Source organism: Oscillospiraceae bacterium (assembly GCA_025757985.1).
Taxonomy (GTDB): Bacteria; Bacillota; Clostridia; order Oscillospirales; family Ruminococcaceae; genus Gemmiger.
Map to the genome: position 1 here is coordinate 1,048,903 of CP107210.1, position 24,861 is coordinate 1,073,763.

Below are 24,861 nucleotides of genomic sequence, written 5' to 3' on the forward strand. Positions count from 1 at the left end.
ATCAGCCCTGGGCCACGGCGGCCAGCTTGGTATCGATGGCTTTTTGCAGCTCATCCAGCTTGGCAAAATCGTCGTTGGGCACGGTATATTTCATCTGCACCAGCTCGTCAAACAGGCCGGTGGCCAGCAGACGGCTGACCGGCACCTGCTTGGCAACGAGCGCAGCGCACTTGTCATACAGGTACAGAATGGTCTCCATCATCTTCAGCTGCTTTTCCAGCGGGACATAGGTGTCCACAGCGTGGAAAGCGTTCTGCTGCAAAAAGCCGACGCGGATAACGCGGGCGATCTCGATCGTCAGCTTCTGGTCATCGGGCAGCACGTCAGAGCCGATCAGCTTGACGATCTGCATAAGGTTGTTCTCCTGCAGCAGCAGGTTGGCGATGCGCTCACGGCAGGACATGAAGTCGTGGCCGACATTGTCGTAGTACCAGCCGCCGAGGTCGCCGAGGTACTCGCTGTAGGAGTCGTTCCAGTTGATAGCGGGATAGTGGCGGGCGTAGGCCAGCGACTTATCCAGCGCCCAGAAGCAGCGGGTAAAGCGCTTGGTGTTCTGGGTGACAGGCTCCGAGAAATCGTTGCCCTGCGGGCTGACAGCACCGATAACGGAGACAGAACCTTCCGCACCGTTCAGCGTCTTGACATAACCGGCGCGCTCGTAGAACTCCGCCAGACGGCTCGGCAGGTAGGCCGGGTAGCCCTCATCGGCAGGCATCTCCTCCAGACGGCCGCTGATCTCGCGCAGGGCCTCGGCCCAGCGGGAGGTGGAGTCTGCCATCATGGCGGCGTGGTAGCCCATATCGCGGTAATACTCAGCCAGCGTAATGCCGGTGTAGATGGATGCCTCACGCGCGGCAACAGGCATGTTGGAGGTGTTGGCGATCAGCACGGTACGATCCATCAGGCTCTTGCCGGTACGGGGATCGACCAGCTCGCTGAATTCCTGCAGCGCCTGCGTCATCTCGTTGCCGCGCTCGCCGCAGCCGACATAGATGATGATGTCCGCATCGCACCATTTTGCGATCTGGTGCTGGGTCATCGTTTTGCCGGTGCCGAAGCCGCCGGGGATGGCCGCTGCGCCGCCCTTGGCGAGCGGGAACATCGTATCAATGACGCGCTGGCCGGTGATGAGCGGCCGGGGCGAGGTCATGCGCTCGGCAGACGGGCGCGGGGTGCGGATGGGCCACTTCTGGCAGAGGGTCAGCGTGTGCTCCTTGCCCTTGGCGTCGGTCAATTTGACAACAGGCTCGTTGACGGTGTAGCTGCCGTTAGCGGCAACCCATGTCACGGTGCCGGAAACCGTCGGCGGCACCATGCAGCGGTGCTGGATGGCCGGGGTCTCGGGGCAGGTGGCGTAGATCTGGCCGGGGGTCAGGGTATCCCCTGCCTTGACAGTGACGGTCACATCCCACTTGGCTTGCTCATCAAGGGACGGCTCATGCGCGCCGCGCTCGATAAAGCTGCCCATATCTTTTTCAATGGCGGGCAGCGGGCGCTGGATACCGTCATAGATGTTGCGCAGGATACCGGGGCCGAGCGTTACCGACAGCGGGCCGCCCGTGCTTTCGACAGGCTCGCCCGCCTTCAGGCCGCCGGTCTCCTCATAGACCTGAATGGTGGTCTCCTTTTCGTTCATGCGGATGACCTCGCCGACAAGGCGGGCCTTGCCGACATAGACCATCTCCATCATTTCGAGGTCAGTCTTGCCCTTGATAGTGACAACGGGGCCGTTGATGCTGTAAATTTTATTTTCCATTGCTTTGCCCCTCAAATATTGATCTCCAGCCCGGCGTTTTCCAAGAACCACTCGTGCTGGGCGTTAAGCCGTGCTGCCAGCGTGTCGTCGGCAGCCAGCCCCTTGGCGGCGTTCGCGCCCTTCAGGCCGCCCAGCTCAATGCTGTCATCGGCCGTAAGTGTCGTGCCTGCGGGCAGCTTGACGCCCTTGAGCAGCGGCAGGTCGATGCTGCGGACGGAAAGGTTGGCGTTCTCCCCCAGCGCCTCGGCCAGTGCGGCGGCCTCGGTCTGCAGCCAAGCAGCGTACTTGTCGCTGGCAGCAAAATCCGCTAACTGCGCCTTTGCCTTGGCAAAGGTCTCGTCCGCGATCTTCTGGCGCTGGTCGGCCAGCTTGGCGCGGGCCGCCATGCGCGCGGCGCTCAGGTCACGGTTGGCGCGGGTGCGCGCGCGCTCGGTCTCAAAGCGCAGGGTGCGCTCCACCCGGGCATTCTCCGCCCGGCGGGTCTCGTCCAGCCGCCCGGTGACTTCGCGCTCGGTCTCCTCACGGATGGCAGCGCAGGCAGCCTCGCCCTCGGCGCGGATGGACTCCAGAAAGCGCTCGGCGCGGGTATCTAATTCGTTCATGGTCACACCTCTCAAATCTTCACGCCGATGGCCTCGCGGATATAGCGGGTCAGGCGGTCCTTACCGGCAGCACCGCCGCCGGTGGAAGGCACGGTAATGAGCAGCGGTCCACCGGCAGCGCGGGCACTGTCCAGCGTGGCTGTGTAAGTCTCGGCGATCTTCTCTGTGACGAGCAGCACAGCAATGTCCGGCTGGTTGGCGGCATCGGCCAGCGCATGGCGCAGATCGGCCTCACTGCGGGCTACGGTGCCCTCAATGCCCGCCAGACGCAGGCCGTTCATGGCGTCGGAGTTGTCGCTGATGAGAAAGAACCGCATAGCATTACACCAGCTTAGACAGGATCATGATCGAGATGACCAGACCGTACAGAGCAATGGACTCGCCCAGAGCAACGAAGATCAGGCTCTTACCGAAGGTCTTCTCATTCTCGCTGTTGGCCGCGATGGCAGCGGGGGCAGCGGAGGCAACGGCCATGCCGCCGCCGATACCGGCAAGGCCGGTGGCCAGTGCGGCCGCGACCAGACCGATGCTCAGGGAGGAGTTGTGGTCATTGTCGGTGTTGACAGTCTCGGAAGAAGAAGCGGCGGCAGCCGTATCGGCGGTATCATCGGCGGCAAAGACGCCCAGCGCACCGCAGCAGGTAACGGCAGCCACGATCAGGATGGTAACGAACAGTTTGCTGAACTTGGTTTTCATAATGGAACCCTCCGTAATTTTTTATTGTATCCGCGCCTTTTTGTCAGGCGCTTTTGTAGGGGCCGGGCATGCCCGGCCCGCGGCTTCGATTCTATCGTCCGATTGTGGGATGGTTGCGGGCCGGACATATCCGGCCCCTACGGCGCATCTTACGCTTTTGCTTTCTTCAAATCAAACGCCACGAACTTGCGGCCGCCGCCCTTGTAGCAGCGGCTGAACATCTCGTAGAACTCCAGACGGATGCCCTGAATGGCGGACAGCAGCGCCTCGAGGCAGATGACCACGATGTTGCCCAGAATGACGACCACGATGTTGTTGGGCGTACCGGCCAGCGTGAAGACGACCATCATCATGCTGGCGTGGACAATGACGAACGCGCCCACGCGCAGGAAGGAGATCGTGTTGGAAAGGTAGCTCAGCACCGTTTCCAGCAGTTCAAACACGCTCTGCATCAGGTAGTTGCCCATGCCGCCCGCAGGCTGCCAAGGCTTGCCCTCGACCATCGGGGCCAGCAGCTCGGCAAACAGCAGCAGAATCAGACCGGCCACCATGCCGATGACGGCAGCCGCCTGCGGCAGGAATGTGACCGCGCCCATATAAGCGGATGCCAGATCAACGCCGCACAGGTAGGTCACCATGCCGACAAGGCCGTTGGGCGAGAAGATGAACTCGCCCCACTCCTTGTGGCGGGCGTGGGTGTACATGTTCAGGGCCATAGCCGCCAGCACCAGAACAATGCCGATGTAGACAGCCACCATCAGGATACCCGTGATGGAATCCATGACCGAAACGGGCTTGCCCGCCATGCCAATGGCATGGTAGAGCGGGTCGAGGGCCTCCTCGTAGCCAAAGAGAGAACCGTAGACCAGGCCAAAGATCGTGCTCGAAATGCCGCAGGGGATCATCAGATGGAACAGGTCATTGTGCTTGACCTTCCACATAAAGGTGCTGAACAGCGCCAGCACAATGCCCTGCCCGACATCGCCAAACATCATGCCGAACAGCACGGTGAATGTGATCGCTACAAAGCCGGTGACATCTGTCTCGCCGTAGGCGGGCAGACCGTACATTTCGACGAAAAACTCAAAAGGGCGGCTCCACCACGGGTTTTTCAGCTTGGTGGGGGGCGTCATCTTGCCGGCGGATTCCGGCCCATCGACCGTGACGCGCAGCCCCTTGACGGCGCGGGCCTTACCCGCGACCTCGTCCACCTCCGACGCCGGGACCCAGCCGACGCAGAAGAAGTGTTGGCCCTTGACCGCAGCCATGCGGCGCAGATCATACACAGCGGCATAGTAGCAGGCCGTGTTGTAGAGCAGCTGCACCTTATCGGCGTTCTGCTGCCACAGAGCGGCAATGCGGCCGTTCACATCATCAACACTGCGGTTGACGACATCGAGATTTTCCTTGAAGTGGGTGATGATTTCCTCGGGCGAGCCCGCCGCACCGGGCACATGTACCGGCTCAAAGTACAGCATCGAGAAGATGCCGTCCGTTTCCAGTGCCTTCTCGCGCGGGGTCATGTAGACGCCCCAGTAACCGGCCTTGGTCTGGCTGCAGGGGGTAAACAGGATATACGGGTCATCGCCGTAGTTGTTCATCAGCTTGTTATAGCCCTCGGTCGGCAGAAAGCCGAACCGGACCTTGACATGGGCACAGCCGAGAATATCATCAACATTGACCTTCAGCCCGGTAAAATGGCTGTACTGTTCAATGCCGTCCTCGCAAAGCTTTTTCTGGTCGAGCAGAACTTTGCGTTCTGCGCACAGGTCGTCGATTTTCTCCAGCAGGTCGCTCAGGAAACCGCGCTGTTCCTCGTCCACCGGGTCGCTGTGCTGCTGCCCCTCGTGCAGCTCTATGTTGGCTTCCTCAGCCATCGTCTCGATCTGGTCGCGGATCGCGGTGTGGGGGTTCTCCTCGTTCAGAGCGCCGTACCCCAGCGATTCCGACATATATCTGGTAGCAGGCTCAAGATCAAAGCGTCCGTCCATGCAGCACGAGCCGATAAACTCGTTCAGCTGGGGCATCGTGCCCTGCACCCGCACCAGTTTCATCTTTTCAACCAATCAGTTCACACTCCTTAGCAACCTTGCCCCTCTCCGGTCTTTTGCCGCTTCGTAGGGGCGGGGCTCTGCTCCGCCCGCCAGCTTTACGCAGCCGCTCCTTTCCGGGAAAGCCACACACGGCAAAACGGCCACGGGCGGAGCAGAGCCCCGCCCCTACCGTGCAATTTCTTACAGAGAGGCAAGTTTAAGAATCAATCGTTCTCATCAAACCCGACCAGCAGCGGCTTCAGCTCCTCGGGCGGCAGCTTGTAATGCACGCCCTCAATGATGTGGTCCAGATCCTGCACCTCGCAGCGAGCCAGCCAGACATAACACATCATGACCAGCGTCGGGTCAGTCGAGAAGCGGAGCCACTTTTTGCACCAGTCGCAGCGGTAGTGGAAGAAGCCCTCCTTCAGCACGCTGTATTCGTGGTGGCCCAGCAGCGGGCCGTACTTCGTTCTGGCGAACCGTGCCTTGAACTCCGCAAGGTCCCGAGCTGCCAGAAGGTACTCCCACTCGGCGGCGGTCAGGGCCGTGCAGTCGCGGCGGGCGTTCGTGCGCACCACCGAATCCGGCGCGCTGATGCGGATGAGCCGTGCGGCGTTCGAGACGGCGGAGGTGTCGCACTCCAGTTCCACAAGGTCGCGCAGCGTAGGCGCAGCGCTTGTGCCCTTCCCCATCGGTGCAAGCGCCACCAGCGCCTTGTGGCGGCGATCCTGCAAAAGCGGCTCGGCCTGAGCGGTCAGGCCGCGGTCAGGCTTGGCGGTTTTCAGCGGTGCCAGAACCTTTTCCCACGGCGTACCGGCCACAGCAGCCAAAATGCCATCGAGGCTCGTTGCCTTTGCCAAGGCGTACAGGTCGATGCAGCAGCGCTGCTGCATGAACTCAGGCAGCCGGAACAGGTAATCACCCGGGCGGCCCGCATCCAGGCAGCGCATCGCGGCGGTCAGCTCGTCCACCTCACAGCAGAGGGTAAAGTATTCATACACCTTGCTGCCTGCGCTGCGGTCATACCGGCAAAGGCTGTCATACCGGGTGTACAGGCTCTGCCGCAGCAGGCTTTCCAGCTGGGCGCGGCGGGCGTACTGGGGGTTGACATCGGCCAGCGCCGCGCTGTAGAGCGGCTGCTCCTTGAGGGCGGCGGCCAGCTCAGACATTGTGCGGCAGCCCATCAGGCGGCGGTAATCCTCTGCCCGCAGGCGGCGGCCGTACAGCGCCCGCGCCTTGGCCAGCACCGCATTGCCGGAGGCATTGCTTGCCTTCGTCATTGTGCGGCCTCCCCGCTCAGGGTGCGCTGTACAAGCGCTGCGCACCATTCAGCTTCATGGCTCCGGGCGGCGGCGGTCATGGCCTCGGCAGCCTGCTGGCACTGCTGCTCCAGCGCAGCAAGGGCGGCGGCGTTGCCCTGCTCGGCAGCCTTGGCGGCGGCCTCGCAGGCTGCCTTTTCGCGGGCGTCACACTCCGCAATGATCTTCTGCTTCTGCTCGTCCAGCGCGGCCAGCCGGGCCGTGCGTTCCAGCTTGGCCTTTTCACTGACCTTTCGCTGGGCGGCATCCATCTCCAAAATAGCCTGCATCAGGTCGTTCACATCTTTCATGCAATGCACCTCACTCTTTGAGAGCTTTACCTGAGAATTGTAGCCACCCATAAACCGTAGGGGTGCTGCGGGCGTAGGGCGGTCAGTCCCCTGACCGCCGCCGGATGCAGCCTGTTTATTTATATAAATAGGTACACCCAACTTTCAGGTTCAGCCGTAATTATAGCACTATGACCAAATATAGCAAGTGGTCTTTGTGCAGTTTTATTTGTTACAAAAATAGGTTTGTGTTTTTTCTGTCGATGTTTTGCGAAATCGATCTCACTGCTTTTTCATGGGCGGCCAGCCCTTTGCCGAACACGAACCGCACCAGCGGGCCTGCGCCGCACAGCTGCCACAGGAAGGCTGCGGGATAGTTCAGCGCCGTGGTCTGCACCAGATGGCAAAAAAGTTCGCGTTATGGCTGTCCTTGAAGAACAGCGTGGCGAAAAAGCTCATCAGCGGGCACATCATCCACGCGGACAGGCAGGAGATGCGGCAATCAGGAACACCTGCTTGTCCTTGCCGGGGGTGAACCAACCCATAGCGATGCGTATGGCTGCGGGGCCGACCAGAAAGGTATCCAGCAGGAAGCCGATGTACGCCCATGATGGCAGCTCGCTGAGGGGCAGCGGCGAAGATGAAATTCTGCATCCCGCCCACATCCAGTGCGATATTGTAGCAGACCATCCCGTAGACCATGACGCAGACCATCATGACGGTGTAAACGATTCCTGTTTCTTTGTTTGCGGCATTGCAATTACTCCTCATATGTATGTTATTTTCTCCAAACAAAAAACAGCCGCAGGGTGTCGCTCAACTCGTTGCGACGCCCTGCGGCTGTTGTCTCACTGCGTTGGAAAGTGGAGTCAGTATACCGCAAATTTTCCGCTTATGTAATACCCCTGCACAAATTTCTGCACTTTGTATAAAATATTTCTCCGTTTTGCCGCGTCATTTTGGTACAAAACGCCGCATGTGTCGCCGTAAACTTTACAGCGGCGGCGCGGCGCGCTATAATGGGCAATGATTGCAGGGGCGGCCGTTGGCCGCCCCTGCACGCGCAGTCACATAGAGAGGTCGGAAAATCATGTCACATTCACTATTGCATCACCGCGGCCAGATGTCCGAGGCGTTCCGCACGGTCATGTTTTTGTCCGCATCGGGCGGACTGCAGGATGCCTACACCTACATTGGGCGCGGCAAGGTGTTTGCCAACGCCCAGACCGGCAACATCGTCCTGATGAGCCAAAGCCTGTTCGAGGGCGATTTTTCGCGGTTCGCCCACTATTTTATCCCCGTGCTGTCCTTTGCGCTGGGTGTGGCGGCGGCGGAGTGCATCCGCCTGCGCTGGCGCGAGGCAAGGCGCGTCCACTGGCGGCAGCTGGTGCTGCTGGCGGAGATCGTACTGCTGTTCGTGGTCGGGTTCTTCCCTGCCGCGTGGGACATGGGTGCCAACGCATTGGTATCCTTTGCCTGCGCCATGCAGGTACAGGCCTTCCGCAAGGTACACGGCTATCCGTTTGCCAGTACCATGTGCATCGGCAATCTGCGCAGCGGCATGGATTCTCTGGTGGCGTTCGGCCATACGCGGGATAAAAGCCTGCTGTACAAGGCACTGCACTATTTCGGCGTCATCCTTGTCTTTGCGCTGGGTGCCGGCGTGGGTACCCAGTGCGTAGCTGTGCTGGGTGCCAAGACGATCTGGCTGTCCTGCGCCCTGCTTGCGGTAAGCCTCTGCTTTATGTTCATCAAGGAGGATCTTGAGGACTGAGCAAAAAATCCCCCGCAGACCATGGCGGCCTGCGGGGGGGATTTTTTTTTATGCCTGCTTGCGGGCGTGTTTGTTTTTCAAGTCATTATAGATACCGTGCAGCCGCTCGCCAAGGAAGGTCAGCCCTGCCAGTGTCGGCGCACTGAGCGCCAGCAGCACGATGAGTACCAGCACACCGCCCAGATTCAGGCGGACCAGCGGCAGCCACGGTGCCAGCAAAAGCGCCCCGCCAATGCCCGCCGCCGCCATGCTGCCCCAGATAGCCCAGTGCAGCGGCGTGAACGGGATACAAACGCCCCACAAAATCTGCAGACCGACACAGAGGATGGCCAGCGTGCAGATCGTGCCTACCATCTCGGATGGGATGTCGAACGCAAAGCCGAAGCCCTGTGCGCAGAACACCAGCAGAAAATCCGTCAGCCCGCCGGGCATGGCGGCCCGCATGACATTGCGCATAAATTTGCCGCGCACCAGTTCATGGTTCGGCTCAAGCGCCAAAAAGAATGCCGGTGCGCCGATGGTGGCAAAGGTGACGAGGGACAACTGCAGCGGCTGGAACGGATAGGCCAGCGGCAGCCCCAGCGCCACGATGCTGAGCAGGAACGAGAAGATGTTCTTGACCAAAAACAGCGAGGCCGAGCGCTGGATGTTGTTGATGACACGCCGCCCCTCGGCCACCACGCTGGGCAGGGCCGCAAAGTCGGAGTCGAGCAGCACCAGCTGCGCGACCTGACTGGCCGCCTGTGCGCCCGATGCCATGGCAATGCCGCAGTCGGCATCTTTTAACGCCAAAACGTCATTTACGCCATCTCCGGTCATGGCTACGGTGTGGCCGCGCTTTTTGCAGCGCGTGGACAAGCTGGCGCTTCTGCTCAGGCGTCACACGGCCAAACACCGTGCATTTTTCGGCGGCCTCGGCCAGCGCCTGCTCACTGCGCAGGGTGGCGGCGTCCACCCAATGCTCGGCCCCCGCAATGCCCGCGTCTGCAGCCACATGGCTGACAGCCTGCGGGTCATCGCCCGAGATGACCTTGACATCGACCCCCTGTCTGGCAAAAAAACGGAAGGTCTTGGGGGCATTCTCCCGGATGCGGTTCTGCAGCGGCAGCAGCGCCAGAAATTCCAGCTGCGCTGCATCCAGAGCCGCGGGTGGGTCAGGCAGGGCTGCGTTGTATTTTGCCAGCAGCAGCACACGGCGGCCCTGTGCCAGCAGCGGGGAAAGTGCGCCGGTCAGCTCCCCGGCGCGGGGCCCCGCCAAAATATCCGGTGCGCCCACCACATAACAGCCCTGCGCGCCGAAATCCTTAGCGCTGTACTTGTACGCCGTGTTAAAGGGCACCGTGCGCACCGCAAACCAGTCGGCGCCCCCCTGCCCAAAGCGATCGGTCAGGGCGCGGCCGGTGTCGTTGTCGGGCTGCTCCCCGCGTAGAAGGCGTGCAGGATCTCGTCCAGCGGCGCATTTTCTGCCAGCGGCAGCGGGTCGTCTGCCTGCATGGCGCTCTCGGTGATTGTGCCGGTCTTGTCCACGCAGAGAGTATCCACCCGGGCAAGCGTTTCAATGCAGTTCATATCCCGCGTCAGCACCCTGCGTTTGGCAAGGCGCATCATGCTCACGGCCAGCGCCACGCTCGTCAGCAGGTAAAGTCCCTCGGGGATCATGCCGATGAGCGCCGCCACCGTGGCATTGACAGTCTCCTTCATCGTCAGCTCCAGCACCCAGTGCTGCTTCCAGATCAGCACCGCGCCGATCGGGATAAGCGCTATGCCGATAAATTTGATCAGCCTGTCAAGGCTGCGCATCATCTCACCCCGGGCGACACGGTGGCCGTTGGCCTGAGCCTCGGCTGTCAGCTTGCTGGCGTAGCTGTCCGCGCCGACATGGGTCAGCCGCGCTGTGCAGCGCCCCGCCATGAGAAAGCTGCCTGAACGCAGCTCACTGCCCGCCTCCTTCGGCACAGCCCGGGCCTCGCCGGTGATGAGGGATTCGTTGGCCTGCGCGCTGCCGTCCAGCACAACGGCGTCTGCCACGATTCTGGTCCCCCGCGCCGAACTCCACCACATCGTCCCGGACCAGATCATCGGAGAGCACCTCGCACCATTGGCCATCGCGCAGGCAGCGCACCTTACGGGCCGATACAAGGGTCAGCTCATCAATGGTCTTTTTGGCGCGCAGCTGCTGCACGATGCCGATGAGGGTATTCCAGAACACGATGCCGAGAAAGCCCATGTTCAGCCACGAGCGCACGAGCGCCAGCATGACGGCCAGTACCAGAAAAACAAGGTTGAAATAGGTACAGATATTGTCCCGCACGATCTCACCGGTGGTCTTGGTCTGGGAGCGGGGCGGCTGATTCGTCTGGCCCGCTGCGCGGCGCGTTTCGACCTCGGCAGCGGTCAGCCCGTGATACGATGGCATGTAGGAGGCTCCTTTCGGGTGGAATTGGGTGGGTTGTAGGGGCCGCACATGTGCGGTCCGCGGCTTTCCCGTGATTGCGCGTTTGCCGTTCGGCTGCGGGCCGGGCATGCCCGGCCCCTACAGCATAAACGATCCACATCGCTTTATTATGGCAAGTATACCCATCAAGTATGAACAAAACAAGTGCCCGGCTGCATTTTGGTGCAGTCGGGCAGTTTTGTTCATATTGGTCAGCAGGGCAGCGCCGGCTTAGTCCTCCAGCGGTGCAAAGGCTGCCGTGGGGTCGGCCTCCACAGCCTCGAGATTTTCGGTCAGCTGTGCAAGCACCTTATAGAATATGGCCAGCTCGCCGGGGTCTATCCCCTCATCGGCGCGGCGCGACACATCGGCCACCACGGCCCTTACCCGCGCGGCACGGTCGCGGCCCGCATCGGTCAGCCGGTAGATAGCGTTATACTTGCCGGGTGCGCCGCACTTCTGGACCAGACCGCTGCGGACCAGATCGGCCAGCACGCGGGAGATCATTGCCGGGTCAAGGTCGCACCGCTCGGTCAGTTCCGAGAAGCGATACCCATCGGGGGCAGCATCAAGCTGGCAAAGCACCAGCGTGTGCCCGGCCTTCAGCTCAATGCGGTTCATGCCGTCCGTCTTGATGCGCTGGATGACCTTCTGCAGGCGGGACAGCGAGACGGACAGGCGGATAAAACGATCATTCATATCAGACATCCTGCAGCTCGCCGCGGGAGCTTGCCTTCAGATAGGCATAGATGAAGCCGTCCAGATCACCGTCCATAACAGCCTGCACATTGCCGCTCTCGTAGTTGGTGCGGTGATCCTTGACCAGCGTGTAGGGCATAAAGACATAGCTGCGGATCTGGTGACCCCAGGCGATCTCATTCTGGACGCCCTTGATGTCATCGATCTTATCCTTGTGCTGCTGCAAAGCGATCTGGTACAGCTTGGCCTTCATCATCTCCATGGCGTACTCGCGGTTCTGCAGCTGGCTGCGCTGGGTCTGGCAGGTCGTCACGATGCCGGTGGGCTTGTGGATCAGGCGGACGGCAGAGGACGTCTTGTTGATGTGCTGGCCGCCTGCGCCGGAGGAGCGGTAGACCTGCATCTCGATGTCGGCGGGGTTGATTTCAATGTTGATGTTGTTGTCCAGCTCGGGCATGACCTCAAGGCTGGAGAAGCTGGTCTGGCGGCGGGCGTTGGCGTCAAACGGGCTGATGCGCACCAGACGGTGGACGCCGTGCTCGCTCTTGAGCATGCCGTAGGCGTTGGGGCCCTTGACCATCATCGAGGCAGACTTGATACCGGCCTCATCACCGTCCAGCACATCCAGCACCTCAACGCTGTAGCCGTGTGCCTCCGCCCAGCGGGTGTACATGCGGTAGAGCATCTCGGCCCAGTCCTGCGCCTCGGTGCCGCCGGTGCCGGCGTGGAAGGTCAGGATGGCGTTGTTGTGGTCGTACTCACCGTTGAGCATCGTCATAAGCTGCAGCTCATCAATGGCCTTCTCCACACCGTTGACAGCCTCCTCACCCTCAGCGGCGAGGGCGGGGTCGTTTTCCTCCTCGATCATCTCCAGCAGGGTCTCGGCCTCCTCATACTGGGTGGAGAGCTTACCGAAGCGCTCCAGCTTATTTTTGACCTCACCCATCTCACTGATGATCTTCTGGCTGCGGTCCTGATCATCGTAGAAGCCGGGCATCGTCATCTGGTGCTCCAGCTCAGCCAGACGCTTCTCGCTGGCTTCGATGGAAAGGGCGTCCCGCAGGTCGTCCACGGCAGTCTTCATGCCGCCGAGTTTTGCTTTCAGTTCGTCAATCGTAATCATATATCGTTTCCCTCGTCACACATAAGTTGGCATAAAATTACATAGTACCATTATAAGCGAATTGGCGGGCGTTGTAAAGAGGGGAAATCATATATAATGAAGGTTCGTAGGGAGGGGTCTTGACCCCTCCGGGCCGTTATCGGCAGCGGCGAGGTTTCCGGGCAGCATATATGCCGCCCCTACGGACCTTCCGCAGGCTTGTAGGGGACGCATATATGCGTCCCGGGGCAGTCTGCGACAGCCGTCAGGTTCCGCGGAGGGGTCAAGACCCCTCCCTACAACTCCGCTGTAAAAGCCCGTTTTTCCGTTTATCTTGTAAAGTTTTTATGTTTTCTTTGCATTTATCCATTTGATGCGGTATAATGACTTTATGTTACTGGGAGGATATTCAATGACACGCTACACAGGAAACCACTGCCCTGTCTGTGAACAGGCTTTTACCGATACGGACGACATCGTTGTCTGCCCCGACTGCGGCACCCCCTACCATCGGGACTGCTGGAAAAAGGTCGGGGCCTGTATGCACCGCTCCGAGCATGCCGCCGGGTTTGAGTGGCAGCCCGAGATCGGCCCCGAGGCCGTAAAGGCCGCGCATGAGGCCACCTGCCCCAACTGCGGCACCCGCAACACGCCGGGCGCGGCCCGCTGCAGCCATTGCGGCTGTCCCCTGCCCCGCAGCGATGCCGACAGTGCCGATGCCGCCAAGCCCGAGGAGCAGGTACCCATCTACGCCCGCGACCCGTCTGCGGCGAACAACCGCAGCGCTGCCCCCGGCCCGCACATCGAGACCTACAGCGCTGACCGGGAGGGCGGCATCTACCGCCGGGAGATCGGCCCCGAGGATACGATCGACGGCATCAAGGCCAAGGACTGGGCCGCCTATGTAGGCCGCAGCCCGATGTACTACCTGATGCAGTTTTTCCGCATGAGCATCACGAACCGCAAGGCCGCCGTCTGCCTGTCGGCGTTCCTTTTCGGCCCGGCGTACCTGTTCTACCGCAAAATGTGGAAGGAGGGTCTGCTGACTGCCATTCTGACCATTGTGCTGAGCATCCCTACCTTTATAGAGATCATCTCGGTCTTTAATCCCTCGCTTCTCGGCGCGATGCCGCTGGGCTGGCTGCCGGCCGCCGTCAATGTCTGCGCCGTGGCATCTTGGGCGCTGAACATCATTCTGGGGCTGTTTGCGGTCTCCTGGTACCGCAGAGAGGCCAAGAAAAATATCGACCGCATCTACGCCGACTACCCTGACGGCGAGGCCCGCACTGATGCCCTGCTGCAGAAGGGCGGCACAAATCTGCTGGCGGCGCTGCTCTACTTCGGCATCATGCTGCTGCTTGCCTCGCTGGTCATCAATCTGGCTGGGCCCGGCTTTGTACAGTACGCCATGTCGATAAGCGGCTATTAAAAGCTTTGCCATATCGTGTCTGGTAGGGGCGGATGCAGGCGTCGCCCCCCAGATAAACACAGAATCACCAAAGAAGAAGAACGCGCAATACACCAATGGTGTTAAAATTAGGAGGAAAATCATGAAAACTGCTCTGGTTATTATGGCCGCAGGCATTGGCTCCCGCTTCGGCGGCGGCATCAAACAGCTGGCGGCTGTGGGTCCCAACGGCGAGATCATCATGGACTATTCCATTCATGACGCCATCGAGGCCGGCTTTGACAAGATCATCTTTATCATCCGCCACGACATCGAGGATGCCTTCAAGGAGGCCATCGGCGACCGCATTGAGAAGATCTGCGCCGAGCTGGGCGTTGAGATCGACTACGCCTTTCAGGCGCTGGAGAATGTCCCCGCAGGGTATTCCGTGCCGGAGGGACGCTCCAAGCCCTGGGGCACCGGTCAGGCCGTGCTGGCCTGCAAGGGCATCATCAAGGAGCCGTTCGCCGTCATCAACGCCGATGACTACTACGGCAAGGAGGCCTTTGTCCGGCTGCATGACTTTTTGCAGGGCTACACACCCGACAAGGCCGGTGATCTGGCCATGGCCGGCTTTGTGCTGAAGAACACCCTGAGCGACAACGGCGCCGTGACCCGCGGCATCTGCCAGATGAACGATGCCCATTACCTGACCGGCGTGCTGGAGACCAGCGGCATTGAAAAGACCGCCGATGGCGCAGCCGCAGGCGGCAAGAGCATCGACGTCGAGAGCCTTGTCTCGATGAATATGTGGGCACTGACCCCCGAGTTTGTCGATCTGCTCGATGCCGGCTTTGTAGAGTTCTTTGAGAAGGCCGCGCCTGCCAACCCGCTCAAGGCCGAGTATCTGCTGCCCATCTACATTGATGAGCTGCTGCACGCGGACAAGGTCAGCGTCAAGGTGCTGCCCACCCACGACAAGTGGTTCGGCGTCACCTACGCCGAGGACAAGCAGACCGTCATCGACAGCTTTGCCAAGCTGGTCGCAGACGGCGTGTACAGGAAAGACCTGTTCAGCGATCTGAAGAAGTAAACAGTACACCGCGCTTTTCCCCCGCCGTATGACGGGGGATTTTTTATAAGGCAGCGTCATCGTAAAGCGGCGATGTACAATCGGCGGCGTTTGGTTGAAAATTGCAAAACCCTGACACACAATGCTATGGAAAGCGGAGGCAAAAGGCGGTATGGTTAATACAACAGAATACACAACACACCGCTACAGGAGGGCAATCATGGCAAAGAATGAAGTTGATCTTATGACCCTGACCCCGGAGCAGCGTGACGCACGCCTTGCCCTGGATGTGGAGCGCCTGCTGCGCTTCGGCCGCAAGCATAAGCTTATCAAGGATCTCGATGTTCTGGTGGCGCGCAACACGCTGCTGGATCTGCTGGCACTGGCTGCCCCCAGCGAGGCCAAGCCCCCGAAGGAGGACCCCGAGACGCCCGCCGCCCTGCTGGATGAAATGGTGGAGCTGGCCGCCCGGAAGGAGCTTTTTGACGGTGCCGTAAACCAGTACCGCATCAACTTCGAGACCCGCCTGATGGGTGCCCTGATGCCCCGTGAGAGCGAGGTCTGCAAAAAGTTCAAGAAACTCTACCAGAAGCAGGGTGCCAAGGCTGCGACCGACTGGTTCTATCAGCTCTGCGTGGATACCAACTACATCCGCACCGCGCAGATTGCCAAGAACATCCAGTGGAACACCGCCACCCCCTACGGCGAGCTGGAGATCACGATCAACCTGACCAAGCCCGAGAAGGACCCCAAGACCATCGCGCTGGAGCGTCTGCAGCCCAAGAGCGGCTACCCCGCCTGCATGCTCTGCAAGGAGAACATCGGCTACGCGGGCCGCATCAACTTCCCCGCGCGCCAGACCCACCGCATTGTGCCCATCACGCTCGCAGGGGAGCAGTTCTACCTGCAGTACAGCCCCTACGCCTACTTCCATGAGCATTGCATCATGCTGCATGATCAGCATAAGCCCATGGAGATGAACAAGCAGACGCTGGCCGAGATTTTTGACTTTGTGGCACAGTTCCCCCACTATACCTGCGGCTCCAACGCCGATCTGCCGATCGTGGGCGGCAGCATCCTGAGCCACAGCCATTTTCAGGGCGGGCGGTATGTTTTTCCGATGCAGAAGGCCGATATTGCCGTGCCTATGACGGATATTCGCTACCCCGGCGTCAGGGCGGGCATCTTGAACTGGCCTGTTTCCGCCGTGCGTCTGGTTGGCCGCAGCAGCCAGCAGATGCAGATCGTAGCCAACAACATCCTGAGCGCTTGGCGCGCCTACAGCGATGAGAGTGTCGGCATTCTGGCAGAAACAGACGGCACACCGCACAATACCGTGACGCCGATCCTGCACTACGATGAGACGGACGGGTTCATCCTTGACCTTGCGCTGCGCAACAACCGCACCAGCGAGGAGTTCCCGGACGGTATCTTCCACCCGCATAAGGAATATCACAACATCAAAAAGGAAAACATCGGCCTGATCGAGGTCATGGGTCTGGCCATCCTGCCCGCCCGCCTGAAGGATCAGGGCGCGCAGATCGCGGAAATTTTGGCGGGCCAGCGCCCGAACACCAGCCGTATCGAGGGCGATGCACTGGCTGTCCATGCCGACTGGATTGATGAACTGATTGCCAAGTACGGCACCAGCATGAAGCCCGAGGCCGCCAACAAGGCTGTCAAGGCCGAGATTGGCACGGTGTTCAGCCATGTGCTGGAGAATGCCGGTGTCTTTAAGCAGGACGCTCAGGGTCAGGCCGCGTTTGTGCGGTTTATGCAGAGCGTAGGGTTTAAGAAAGTGTAAAATCGCATAAGAAACAGGGACATCGACCCGGAAGGGCTGGTGTCCCTGTTTTCGTTGCCTTGTAGGGGCCGGGCATGCCCGGCCCGCGGCCTTCTGGCAGGCAGCCGTTTGCCGTGCACCTCCGCGGGGCGTCGAGGACGCCGCCCCCTACAGAACCTCCCGGCAGGTTTGTAGGGGCCGCATATATGCGGCCCGCAGCCTTCTGGCAGGCAGCCGTTTGCCGTACACATCCCGCGGAGCGGTCAAGACCGCTCCCTACAAAGCACCCGTTATCGTCATCCTGTAGGGAGGGGTCTTGACCCCTCCGTGCGGCTTTCCCGCAAGCGCCTGTTTGCCTTACGCGCGCGGGCCGGGCATGCCCGGCCCCTACTGCGCTGCGTTCTCCTTATACCCGCACTCCCACAAAACGCCCCAATCCAGTTCTTCATCTATCCCGGCTTCATACCGTGCCAGATTTACATCAATGACCCGCTGCTTCACATTCACGCAGCAGAGCAGTGTAAAGCTGACCGCCGCCGCAAAAATGGCAAGCTTTGCCGCCGGGATCGGCCTGAACACCCGCACCAGCGCCAGCACCGCACAGACGGCCAGCACAAACAGGCACCATGCCGCCGTGAACCGCCGGGGCGTCAAGGCGCAGAGCGTCACATAGACAGCCAGCTTGCCCGCTGCCAGCGCAGCAAAAGCCACGCCGAACCCGCAGAATACGGCGGCCAACGCTTTGGGCAGCGGCGCGCGGCCAAAGAACTGTATGCCCGCCAGCACCGAAAAGTCAAGCAGCAGGATTTTCAGCAGCTCCCAGAAGCCGTTCACTGCGAAGGCGGCGGTGTCTGGTGCATCCAGCCCCAGCGGCGCAGCGGCAAGCCACTCCCCTGCCTGCACGGCAAAGAACAACGCATAGACGCCGCACAGCGCCGTTACGGCCGCCACCGCCGTGGTGCGCGGCACAATGCGGCAGTTTTCCAGCACAGCGGCACACTGCTGCGCCGTGGTGGGCGGGGCTTTGCGGCGCAGGGAGCCGCCCACCAGCCCGTACAGCCACGCACCCACCGGGAGTGAGGGCAGGATATACATCAGCTGGTCAATGAATCTCACATTGTTCAGCAGCCTGTTCCACCAGTTGGACACCTGCTGCCCCAGCGCGGCAAAGTTGGCATCGGCCGCTGCCAGCAGCCCCCATGCCACACCGCACAACGCCAGCGTCACCGCTGCGGTAACGATGAGGTGCAGAACTTTTCGTGTCCCCGTGCGGTCCTGCAGGCGGGTGCGCAGCGCAGCAAAGACGGTACGCGCCCGCAGGAAGAAATTTCCGAACGGCAGGAGGACAAATCCGGCCAGCGCATCCAGCGGGGCCAGACTGCCGCTCTGCCCCTGCGCCAGCATCCCGCACCGTGCCAGCACATACCAGACGGCGAACAGATGCCATACCATCCACTGCCAGTCCCCCAGCGGCCCCGGCTGGTAGCCGTACAGCGGGTACGCCACGGCCAGCGCCATCCAGCATACGGCCCAGAGCGGCGTTTCCTTAGCGGCGGTGCGGTGCGCGGCACGGGCGGCACAGTCCACATACACAATGAACAGCGCCGCAAAAACCGGCATTCCCCAATCCGGATATGACTGCGGAAACATCACCCCGCGCAGATAAAAATACGCCAGCGGGTACATCAAAAGTGCATACAACATAGCGGAATCACCTTCCTGTAGGGGCCGGACATGTCCGGCCCGGTCGTGTAAAATTACGCGGGCGTTTGCGGGTAAGCCGCGGGCCGGGCATGCCCGGCCCCTACCGATCCTCGTCCGGCACAAACTCCAAAATGTCCCCCGGCTGGCAGTCCAGCGCCCTGCAAAGCGCCTCCAATGTAGAAAACCGCACCGCTTTGGCTTTGTTGTTCTTCAGGATGGACAGATTCGCCGGGGTGATGCCGATCTCCTCGGCCAGCTCGCCCGCCGCCTTGTGGCGGCGGGCCATCATGACATCCAGATTGACCACAATAGGCATCGTGACGCCCCCCTTACACGGTGTAGTCCAGTTCGTCCTTCATGCGGACGGCCTGCGCAAAGGCGTTTTTCAGCACCCGGACGATCAGCGCCATGAACCCTGCCGCCACCGCCAAGAACAGGAACGGCAGATAGATTCCCGCTGCCAACAGGCAGAATCCCGCTGCGCCAGCACAACACCAGCTGATGCACCGCAGAGCCGCAACATTGGTGGAAACAAAGACCTCGCCCGCTTCAATGCGGCGCAAAAACTGATACAGGCTGCACAGCATGACCAGCGCCAGCGCGGCGCAGGCATACCCCATCCCCAGCAGCAGGGGGCCGCTGCGCGGCGGCAGCCCATGTGCCGTAACCATCCAATGCGTGATCTTCGGGCCGCATACCGTCATAACCGCGCTGCCCGCAATCGCCAGCGCCACAACGGCGCGGGTCAAAAGTATGCTTCTCTGATCGTTCCAAAGCTGCTTCATCTGTATCCGCCTCCCGGTTTATTGCCTGCAGTATAGCACATTGCATATCGTTTTGCAAGTATTTTTTATCGTTTTTCAATAATTTTGTAAAACCACTTCGTTTCGTTTGCGTATCTCGAAAAAATGGTGTATCATAGAGACAACTACAAACTTTTGTGCGAGGTGCCCTTCATGAAAGTATCTGTCCTGCTTGCTGCGCTTGGGCTGGCCGGCTGCCTGACCGCCTGCGCCCCCAAAACGCCCGACACCCTCCGGCAGCCCGCCACGGCGGAAAGTGCCGCCCCCACCGCCGCGCCTGCGGCCACCGCGCAGCCTGCGGCAGCCGAGCCCGCCGCCGCAGTGGGCACCGTGCTGCCCGCAGGCGCAGACGCCGGGCGCAGCTATCTGGACGAAACACTTTTCATCGGGGATTCCAACACCGCGCGCTACCTGCTGTATGCCGATGATACGGGCACCGCTTTTACAAGCCTTTCCAACAACATCGGTGTTGTCAGCATGGGCGCGGGCGCGATCACCACGCTGAAATGCGAAAAGTTCAAAGGCTCCTCGACCATGTACACCGTGCCGGAATCGGTTGCCATGCTCAAGCCGAAGCGGATCATCATCTGCTACGGCACAAACAACCTCTCCGGTGCCTCCACCGATGCGACCCGGTTCATCGCCACCTATCTGCAGGGGCTGCAGGCCATCCGGCAGGCGTGGTCCTACTGCGACATCATCGTAAGCGCCATCCCGCCGCTGGACAAGCAGCGCGAAAACACGAACCTGACGATGACGCAGGTCGATGCCTACAATGCCGCTCTGGTACAGATGTGCGAGGAAAATGGCTTTAAATTTCTGAACAGCGCCGAGGTCCTGCGGGACGATACCACCGGCTGGGCCAAAACCGACTACACCCTGTCAGACGGCGTACACCTCTCCAAAAAGGCCGTTGAAGCGTATTTTACTTATGTACGCACCCACGCATACCAGACTGAGGACCGCCGCCCGCAGCCGCTGGGGAGCATCCCGCAGCCGGACGGCGTGCCCGCAAACCTTATCACAAAGGACCCCATCGCCGTGCGCGGTGCCAAGGTCCCGCTGGAATTTGTCGCTGAACACGGCGGCACGCTGTCCGGCACCACCAGCCAGCTTGTCAAAAAGGGTGCGACCGCCGGGGCCGTGACCGCCGTGCCGGACGCAGGCTTTGTCTTTGCGGGCTGGACCGCCAGCTCAGGCGGCAGCTACAGCAGCGAATCCCTCAGCTTTACGATGCCGCAGGACGCCGATGCAGGCGGTGTGGTGCTGACGGCGCACTTCAAGGCCGACGCCCACGAGCACAACTATGCGGAGATCGAGGACACGCGGGTGAACCCCACCTGCACAACCAACGGCTCCGCCAAGTATACATGCACGATCTGCGGTGAAATCATTGAAAAAGAGCTGCCCGCCCTCGGCCACGACTGGGATGGTGGGGTGCGCAGCGGTGACTATATCACCTACTATTGCCGCCGCGAGGGATGCAGCGAAACAAAAACTGAGGAATCGCAGCACACCCACACCTACGATGAAGGCATCGTCACCCAAGCAGCCACCTGCGGCGCGCCCGGTGTGCTGACCCGCACCTGCGCGATCTGTGGCCAGCAGATTCAGGAAGAGATTCCCGCCACAGGGCAGCACAGTTGGCAGCAGACCGAGCATGTTGATGCTCAAGTCGGCGTGGAGGGGCGCAATGTCTACACCTGCACGGTTTGCGGGCAGACCTACAGCGAGGTGCTCCCCGAATTGGAGCCCGCGCCCCCGCCCGACCCCGTTACACCTGTGGAGCCGACCCAACCCGATCCCCCCGCCGAACCTACCGCGCCGGAAACGCCCGCCGAATCCACCCCCGCAGAGGAACAACCCGAAGTTACGGCAGAACCGGCATCGGAGACACCGGCAGAATAACCGCCCTGTAGGGGCGACCATTGGTCGCCCGCGGGACATAGCGGCAGCCGCAAAGCTTCCGGGCGGATATGGAATCCGCCCCTACGGTGTAGAGGTCGATGTCTGGCATCGACCCGAAACCACCGCGCCTGCTGCCACGCTGCACGGGCGAGCAATGCTTGCCCCCACATTTTCTGCATCCATTCTATTTCATAAATCAAACGAAAGAGGTACCCATGTCCGAAACCACTACTCCGCAGCGCCCGAAAAACAGTGCGCTGATCCGACGCTTTCTCCCCTATCTGGTCAAGTACCGCGGCGTGCTGGCCTTTGATCTGTTCTGCGCCGCACTGACGACCCTGTGCGACATTGCCCTGCCCAAAATCATGAGCACCCTGACAAACACGGTCACGGCAGCGTCCCTGACAGCCGAAACTGTGCTGAAGCTGGCGGCGCTCTACTTTGTGCTGCGCGTCATTGACGGTGCAGCCAGCTACTTTATGTCCGGCGTTGGCCATATCATGGGCGTGCATATCGAGACCGATATGCGCCGCGATGCCTTTGACCATCTGCTGCAGCTCGACCACACCTACTACAACAACACCAAGGTCGGCCAGATCATGGGCCGCATCACGAACGACCTGTTCGATGTGACCGAGTTTGCCCACCACTGCCCCGAGGAGTTTTTCATTGCAGGCATAAAGATCGCCGCCTCGTTCGTGATCCTCTGTCAGTCCAACATACCGCTGACCCTCGTTGTCTTTGCCTGTGTGCCGCTGATGGGCGTTGTCTCGGTCAAGCTGAACCACAAGCTGCGCGAGCGGTTCCGCCAGCAGCGCTTTCAGATCGGTGAGCTGAACGCCACCATTGAGGACAGTCTGCTCGGCCAGCGTGTGGTCAAGGCCTTTGCAGCCGAGGAACTGGAGCGCGAAAAGTTTGAGCAGGGCAACCGCGATTTTGAAAAAATCAAGACGCTGGGCTATCACGCCATGGCGGCCTTCAACACCTCCACCCGCCTTTTTGACGGCCTGATGTATTTTGTCGTCATTCTGGCCGGCGGTCTTTCCCTCGTGTACGGTGCCATCAGCGCGGGCGATCTGGTGGCCTATGTGCTGTATGTTTCCACGCTGATCGCCACCATCCGCCGCATCGTGGAATTTGCCGAGCAGTTCCAGCGCGGCATGACCGGCATTGAGCGCTTTGCCGAAATCATGGACACCCCCATTGCCATCGCCGACCTTCCCGGTGCGGAGCCGCTGCAGGTGCGGGAGGGCGGCATCGACTTCTGCGATGTCAGCTTTGAGTACCCTGATGATCACAATAAGGTCCTGCGCCATGTCAACCTCAAGATCCGCCCCGGCGAGAATGTTGCGCTGGTCGGCCCCTCCGGCGGCGGCAAGACCACGCTCTGCAACCTGATCCCCCGCTTTTATGATGTGACAGGCGGCAAGATCCTGATCGACGGGCAGGATGTGCGCAGCGTCACACTGCGCAGCCTGCGCGAGGCCATTGGCGTGGTGCAGCAGGATGTCTATCTGTTCAGCGGCACCGTGGCGGAGAACATCGCCTATGGCCGCCCCGGTGCGACCCGCGCCGAGATCGAGGAGGCTGCCCGTCTGGCCGGAGCCGACGGCTTTGTCCGCGCATTGAAGAACGGCTACGACACCTATGTCGGTGAGCGCGGCGTCAAGCTTTCGGGCGGGCAGAAGCAGCGCCTTGCCATCGCCCGCGTATTTTTGAAGAACCCGCGCATCCTGCTGTTGGACGAGGCCACCAGTGCGCTCGACAACGAGAGCGAGATTCTGGTCGGCCAGAGCCTTGACAAGCTGGCCAAGGGCCGCACGACCCTGACGATTGCCCACCGGCTGACGACCATCCAGAACGCCGACCGCATCCTTGTCTTAGGCCGGGACGGCATCGAGGAGGAGGGCAGCCACGAAGCGCTGCTGGCAAAGCAGGGCGTGTATTATAGGCTGTGGAACGGGCTGGTGAGTGGAGAAACCTTATAAGATGCACGGCTTCCCCCTAGGGGGGAAGCTGTCAGCGACCCCGCCCGCTGACTGATGAGGGGCAGACTTCCCGCAATAACCCATTCACAGGCAAGCAAGGCCGCACCGCCCCTCATCCGGCCTCGGCCACCTTCCCCCTAGGGGGAAGGCTTTTTTATTTGTACCATCATCCTTCTCATATTCAATCCGCAGGTCATCACATTTGATGCGATCATAATCCACAGGAAGCCTGCCATGCCGTACTGCGGCAGCACAAGCCGGATGGCTGTGATGCGGAACACCGAATCCAGCAGCGAATACCGGAAGGTAGCCAGCTGCTCCCCCAATCCCTTGAGTACACCGTCCACCATGCTTTCCAGATACATAAAGGGCGCGGCCAGCCCCAAAATCTGCACATAGCGGCCCACCATGGCATCGCGGTAGACAAGCTCTGCCAGCGGCGCGCCCAGCAGCACAAACCCTGCCCCCGCCAGCACAGAAAACCCGCCGGTGAAGCGCAGCATGGTAAACACCAGCCGCCGCGCAGCGGCTGCATCTCCCCGGGTGTGGGCGCGGGTGATCTCCGGCATCAGCAGGCCGGACAGGGCGGTCAGCACCGAAAACGGAAAAAACAGCAGCGGCAGCGCCATCCCCTTGAGCGCACCGTACTGCGCCATCGCCGCAGTGCGGCTGCCGGTATAGAGGGTGAGCGTATAAGGGATCAGGCTGCTCTCGGCAGCCTGCAGGGCGCTGGCCAGCAGGCGGCTGCCCTCGACCGGCCAGAGGATACTATACAGCTCCCGCGCGGTATAGGGGTGCAGCGGGGCGCCGGGGCGGGGCGCAAATTCCGGTGTGCGGGCTGCAAAGACCAGCATGATGCCGCAGGAGATCCCCTCGCTGACTGTGTTGCCCAGCATGACAGCCGCGCAGCCGTAGCCTGCACCCCACTGCGCCAGCAGGCGCAGCCCCGCCGCTGCCACCGCCATCCGCACAAGCTGCTCAACAAGCTGCGCTGTGATGTTGGGCTGCACCCGCCGCGCCGCCAGAAAGCACCCTCGCATTGCCCCCGACACTGCCATAAACGGCAGGCTCGGTGCCAGGATCAGCAACGCAGTCTCGGCACGGATGTCATGCAGCAGATACCGCGCGCAGGGGCCTGCCAGCACGGCCTGCGCAGCCATGGCTGCCGTGCCAAAGCCCAGCGCCGTGCCGCATAGCCCGCGCAGCGTCTGCGCCATACCGCTGCCGCGGGCCAGACTTTGGGCTGCCAGACGCGCCGAGGCCACATGGATGCCCGCCGTGGCAAAGGAGACGAACACCATGTAAAGCGCCAGAATCAGCTGGTACAGCCCCATCCCCTCACTGCCGAGGGCCGCTGCCACCATGACCCGGAGCCCCATACCCAGCAGCCGCAGCACCAGCCCCGACCCGGTAAGCAGCGCCGCATTGTGCAGATAATTCCTGCGGTTGTTCATACGCCGCCCCCTTCCCCTGCTGATGGATATGCGAAAGGCGCAGCGGGTATACCAGCGCGTGAAGCCTTCCCCCTT

The 24,861-nt window shown here is 61.0% G+C and carries 25 protein-coding genes; 6 read left to right on the forward strand and 19 right to left on the reverse strand.

What is annotated here, in order from left to right:
* Position 1 precedes the first annotated feature (1 nt).
* The 9 genes from OGM67_05310 to OGM67_05350 form a co-directional block, all read right to left on the reverse strand.
* Positions 2–1,756 carry a V-type ATP synthase subunit A gene (locus OGM67_05310; GenBank protein UYJ35733.1) on the reverse strand — a complete coding sequence of 585 codons (1,755 nt, stop codon included), beginning with the start codon at positions 1,754–1,756 and terminating at the stop codon, positions 2–4.
* Between the two features lie 11 nt (positions 1,757–1,767).
* A complete protein-coding gene (locus OGM67_05315; protein UYJ35734.1) occupies positions 1,768–2,358 on the reverse strand; it encodes a V-type proton ATPase subunit E in 591 nt (196 codons plus the stop codon).
* An 11-nt stretch (positions 2,359–2,369) separates the two neighbouring features.
* The gene (locus OGM67_05320) at positions 2,370–2,675 is read right to left on the reverse strand and encodes a V-type ATP synthase subunit F (protein UYJ35735.1); all 306 of its coding nucleotides are present in this window, start codon (positions 2,673–2,675) and stop codon (positions 2,370–2,372) included.
* Between the two features lie 4 nt (positions 2,676–2,679).
* A complete protein-coding gene (locus OGM67_05325) occupies positions 2,680–3,054 on the reverse strand; it encodes an ATP synthase subunit C (GenBank protein ID UYJ35736.1) in 375 nt (124 codons plus the stop codon).
* 149 nt (positions 3,055–3,203) lie between these two features.
* On the reverse strand, positions 3,204–5,120 hold the full coding sequence (locus OGM67_05330; protein ID UYJ35737.1) for a hypothetical protein: 1,917 nt from the start codon (positions 5,118–5,120) through the stop codon (positions 3,204–3,206).
* A 191-nt stretch (positions 5,121–5,311) separates the two neighbouring features.
* A complete protein-coding gene (locus OGM67_05335; GenBank protein UYJ35738.1) occupies positions 5,312–6,370 on the reverse strand; it encodes a V-type ATPase subunit in 1,059 nt (352 codons plus the stop codon).
* Entirely contained in the window at positions 6,367–6,699 is a 333-nt protein-coding gene (locus OGM67_05340; protein ID UYJ35739.1) for a hypothetical protein, read from the reverse strand. Before OGM67_05340 ends, OGM67_05335 begins: the two co-directional genes overlap by 4 nt.
* 211 nt (positions 6,700–6,910) lie before the next feature.
* Positions 6,911–7,075 carry a hypothetical protein gene (locus OGM67_05345; GenBank protein UYJ35740.1) on the reverse strand — a complete coding sequence of 55 codons (165 nt, stop codon included), beginning with the start codon at positions 7,073–7,075 and terminating at the stop codon, positions 6,911–6,913.
* Positions 7,057–7,449: a DUF2798 domain-containing protein gene (locus OGM67_05350; GenBank protein ID UYJ35741.1), complete on the reverse strand. Its 393-nt coding sequence runs from the start codon at positions 7,447–7,449 to the stop codon at positions 7,057–7,059. The genes OGM67_05345 and OGM67_05350 overlap by 19 nt, the downstream gene beginning before the upstream one ends.
* A gap of 352 nt (positions 7,450–7,801) precedes the next feature.
* Between OGM67_05350 and OGM67_05355 the strand changes: the two genes are divergently transcribed.
* The gene (locus OGM67_05355) at positions 7,802–8,452 is read left to right on the forward strand and encodes a DUF1275 domain-containing protein (GenBank protein ID UYJ36195.1); all 651 of its coding nucleotides are present in this window, start codon (positions 7,802–7,804) and stop codon (positions 8,450–8,452) included.
* Positions 8,453–8,500: 48 nt separating this feature from the next.
* Here the strand turns inward: OGM67_05355 and OGM67_05360 are convergent, their stop codons facing one another.
* The 6 genes from OGM67_05360 to prfB all read right to left on the reverse strand — a co-directional run bounded on the left by OGM67_05360 (position 8,501) and on the right by prfB (position 12,708).
* A complete protein-coding gene (locus OGM67_05360) occupies positions 8,501–9,310 on the reverse strand; it encodes an HAD-IC family P-type ATPase (protein UYJ35742.1) in 810 nt (269 codons plus the stop codon).
* The gene (locus tag OGM67_05365; protein ID UYJ35743.1) at positions 9,249–9,791 is read right to left on the reverse strand and encodes an HAD family hydrolase; all 543 of its coding nucleotides are present in this window, start codon (positions 9,789–9,791) and stop codon (positions 9,249–9,251) included. The genes OGM67_05360 and OGM67_05365 overlap by 62 nt, the downstream gene beginning before the upstream one ends.
* 47 nt (positions 9,792–9,838) lie before the next feature.
* Complete coding sequence (locus tag OGM67_05370) at positions 9,839–10,480, reverse strand: HAD-IC family P-type ATPase (GenBank protein UYJ35744.1); 642 nt, start codon at positions 10,478–10,480, stop codon at positions 9,839–9,841.
* Positions 10,386–10,868: a hypothetical protein gene (locus tag OGM67_05375; protein ID UYJ35745.1), complete on the reverse strand. Its 483-nt coding sequence runs from the start codon at positions 10,866–10,868 to the stop codon at positions 10,386–10,388. Before OGM67_05375 ends, OGM67_05370 begins: the two co-directional genes overlap by 95 nt.
* Before the next feature lie 249 nt (positions 10,869–11,117).
* The gene (locus tag OGM67_05380; protein ID UYJ35746.1) at positions 11,118–11,585 is read right to left on the reverse strand and encodes a MarR family winged helix-turn-helix transcriptional regulator; all 468 of its coding nucleotides are present in this window, start codon (positions 11,583–11,585) and stop codon (positions 11,118–11,120) included.
* A 1-nt stretch (position 11,586) separates the two neighbouring features.
* The gene (prfB, locus tag OGM67_05385; protein UYJ35747.1) at positions 11,587–12,708 is read right to left on the reverse strand and encodes a peptide chain release factor 2; all 1,122 of its coding nucleotides are present in this window, start codon (positions 12,706–12,708) and stop codon (positions 11,587–11,589) included.
* Between the two features lie 391 nt (positions 12,709–13,099).
* Here prfB and OGM67_05390 point away from each other — a divergent pair, with 391 nt between their 5' ends.
* The 3 genes from OGM67_05390 to OGM67_05400 all read left to right on the forward strand — a co-directional run bounded on the left by OGM67_05390 (position 13,100) and on the right by OGM67_05400 (position 16,950).
* The gene (locus OGM67_05390; GenBank protein UYJ35748.1) at positions 13,100–14,116 is read left to right on the forward strand and encodes a DUF2628 domain-containing protein; all 1,017 of its coding nucleotides are present in this window, start codon (positions 13,100–13,102) and stop codon (positions 14,114–14,116) included.
* A gap of 121 nt (positions 14,117–14,237) precedes the next feature.
* Complete coding sequence (locus tag OGM67_05395; GenBank protein UYJ35749.1) at positions 14,238–15,167, forward strand: sugar phosphate nucleotidyltransferase; 930 nt, start codon at positions 14,238–14,240, stop codon at positions 15,165–15,167.
* A gap of 199 nt (positions 15,168–15,366) precedes the next feature.
* Positions 15,367–16,950, forward strand: a complete 1,584-nt coding sequence (locus OGM67_05400) for a UDP-glucose--hexose-1-phosphate uridylyltransferase (protein UYJ35750.1) — start codon at positions 15,367–15,369, stop codon at positions 16,948–16,950.
* Between the two features lie 366 nt (positions 16,951–17,316).
* Here the strand turns inward: OGM67_05400 and OGM67_05405 are convergent, their stop codons facing one another.
* From OGM67_05405 to OGM67_05415, 3 genes are all read right to left on the reverse strand, one after another.
* A complete protein-coding gene (locus OGM67_05405) occupies positions 17,317–18,633 on the reverse strand; it encodes a DUF4173 domain-containing protein (GenBank protein ID UYJ35751.1) in 1,317 nt (438 codons plus the stop codon).
* A gap of 100 nt (positions 18,634–18,733) precedes the next feature.
* On the reverse strand, positions 18,734–18,949 hold the full coding sequence (locus OGM67_05410) for a helix-turn-helix transcriptional regulator (GenBank protein ID UYJ35752.1): 216 nt from the start codon (positions 18,947–18,949) through the stop codon (positions 18,734–18,736).
* A 13-nt stretch (positions 18,950–18,962) separates the two neighbouring features.
* Positions 18,963–19,418: a DUF2975 domain-containing protein gene (locus OGM67_05415; GenBank protein UYJ35753.1), complete on the reverse strand. Its 456-nt coding sequence runs from the start codon at positions 19,416–19,418 to the stop codon at positions 18,963–18,965.
* A 171-nt stretch (positions 19,419–19,589) separates the two neighbouring features.
* Here OGM67_05415 and OGM67_05420 point away from each other — a divergent pair, with 171 nt between their 5' ends.
* Both OGM67_05420 and OGM67_05425 read left to right on the forward strand, forming a co-directional pair.
* A complete protein-coding gene (locus OGM67_05420) occupies positions 19,590–21,344 on the forward strand; it encodes an SGNH/GDSL hydrolase family protein (protein ID UYJ35754.1) in 1,755 nt (584 codons plus the stop codon).
* Positions 21,345–21,559: 215 nt separating this feature from the next.
* Positions 21,560–23,332, forward strand: coding sequence for an ABC transporter ATP-binding protein/permease (locus OGM67_05425; GenBank protein UYJ35755.1), 1,773 nt, complete (start codon positions 21,560–21,562; stop codon positions 23,330–23,332).
* 137 nt (positions 23,333–23,469) lie between these two features.
* Here OGM67_05425 and OGM67_05430 read toward each other — a convergent pair whose 3' ends face one another.
* Positions 23,470–24,786: an oligosaccharide flippase family protein gene (locus OGM67_05430; protein ID UYJ35756.1), complete on the reverse strand. Its 1,317-nt coding sequence runs from the start codon at positions 24,784–24,786 to the stop codon at positions 23,470–23,472.
* Positions 24,787–24,861 lie beyond the last annotated feature (75 nt).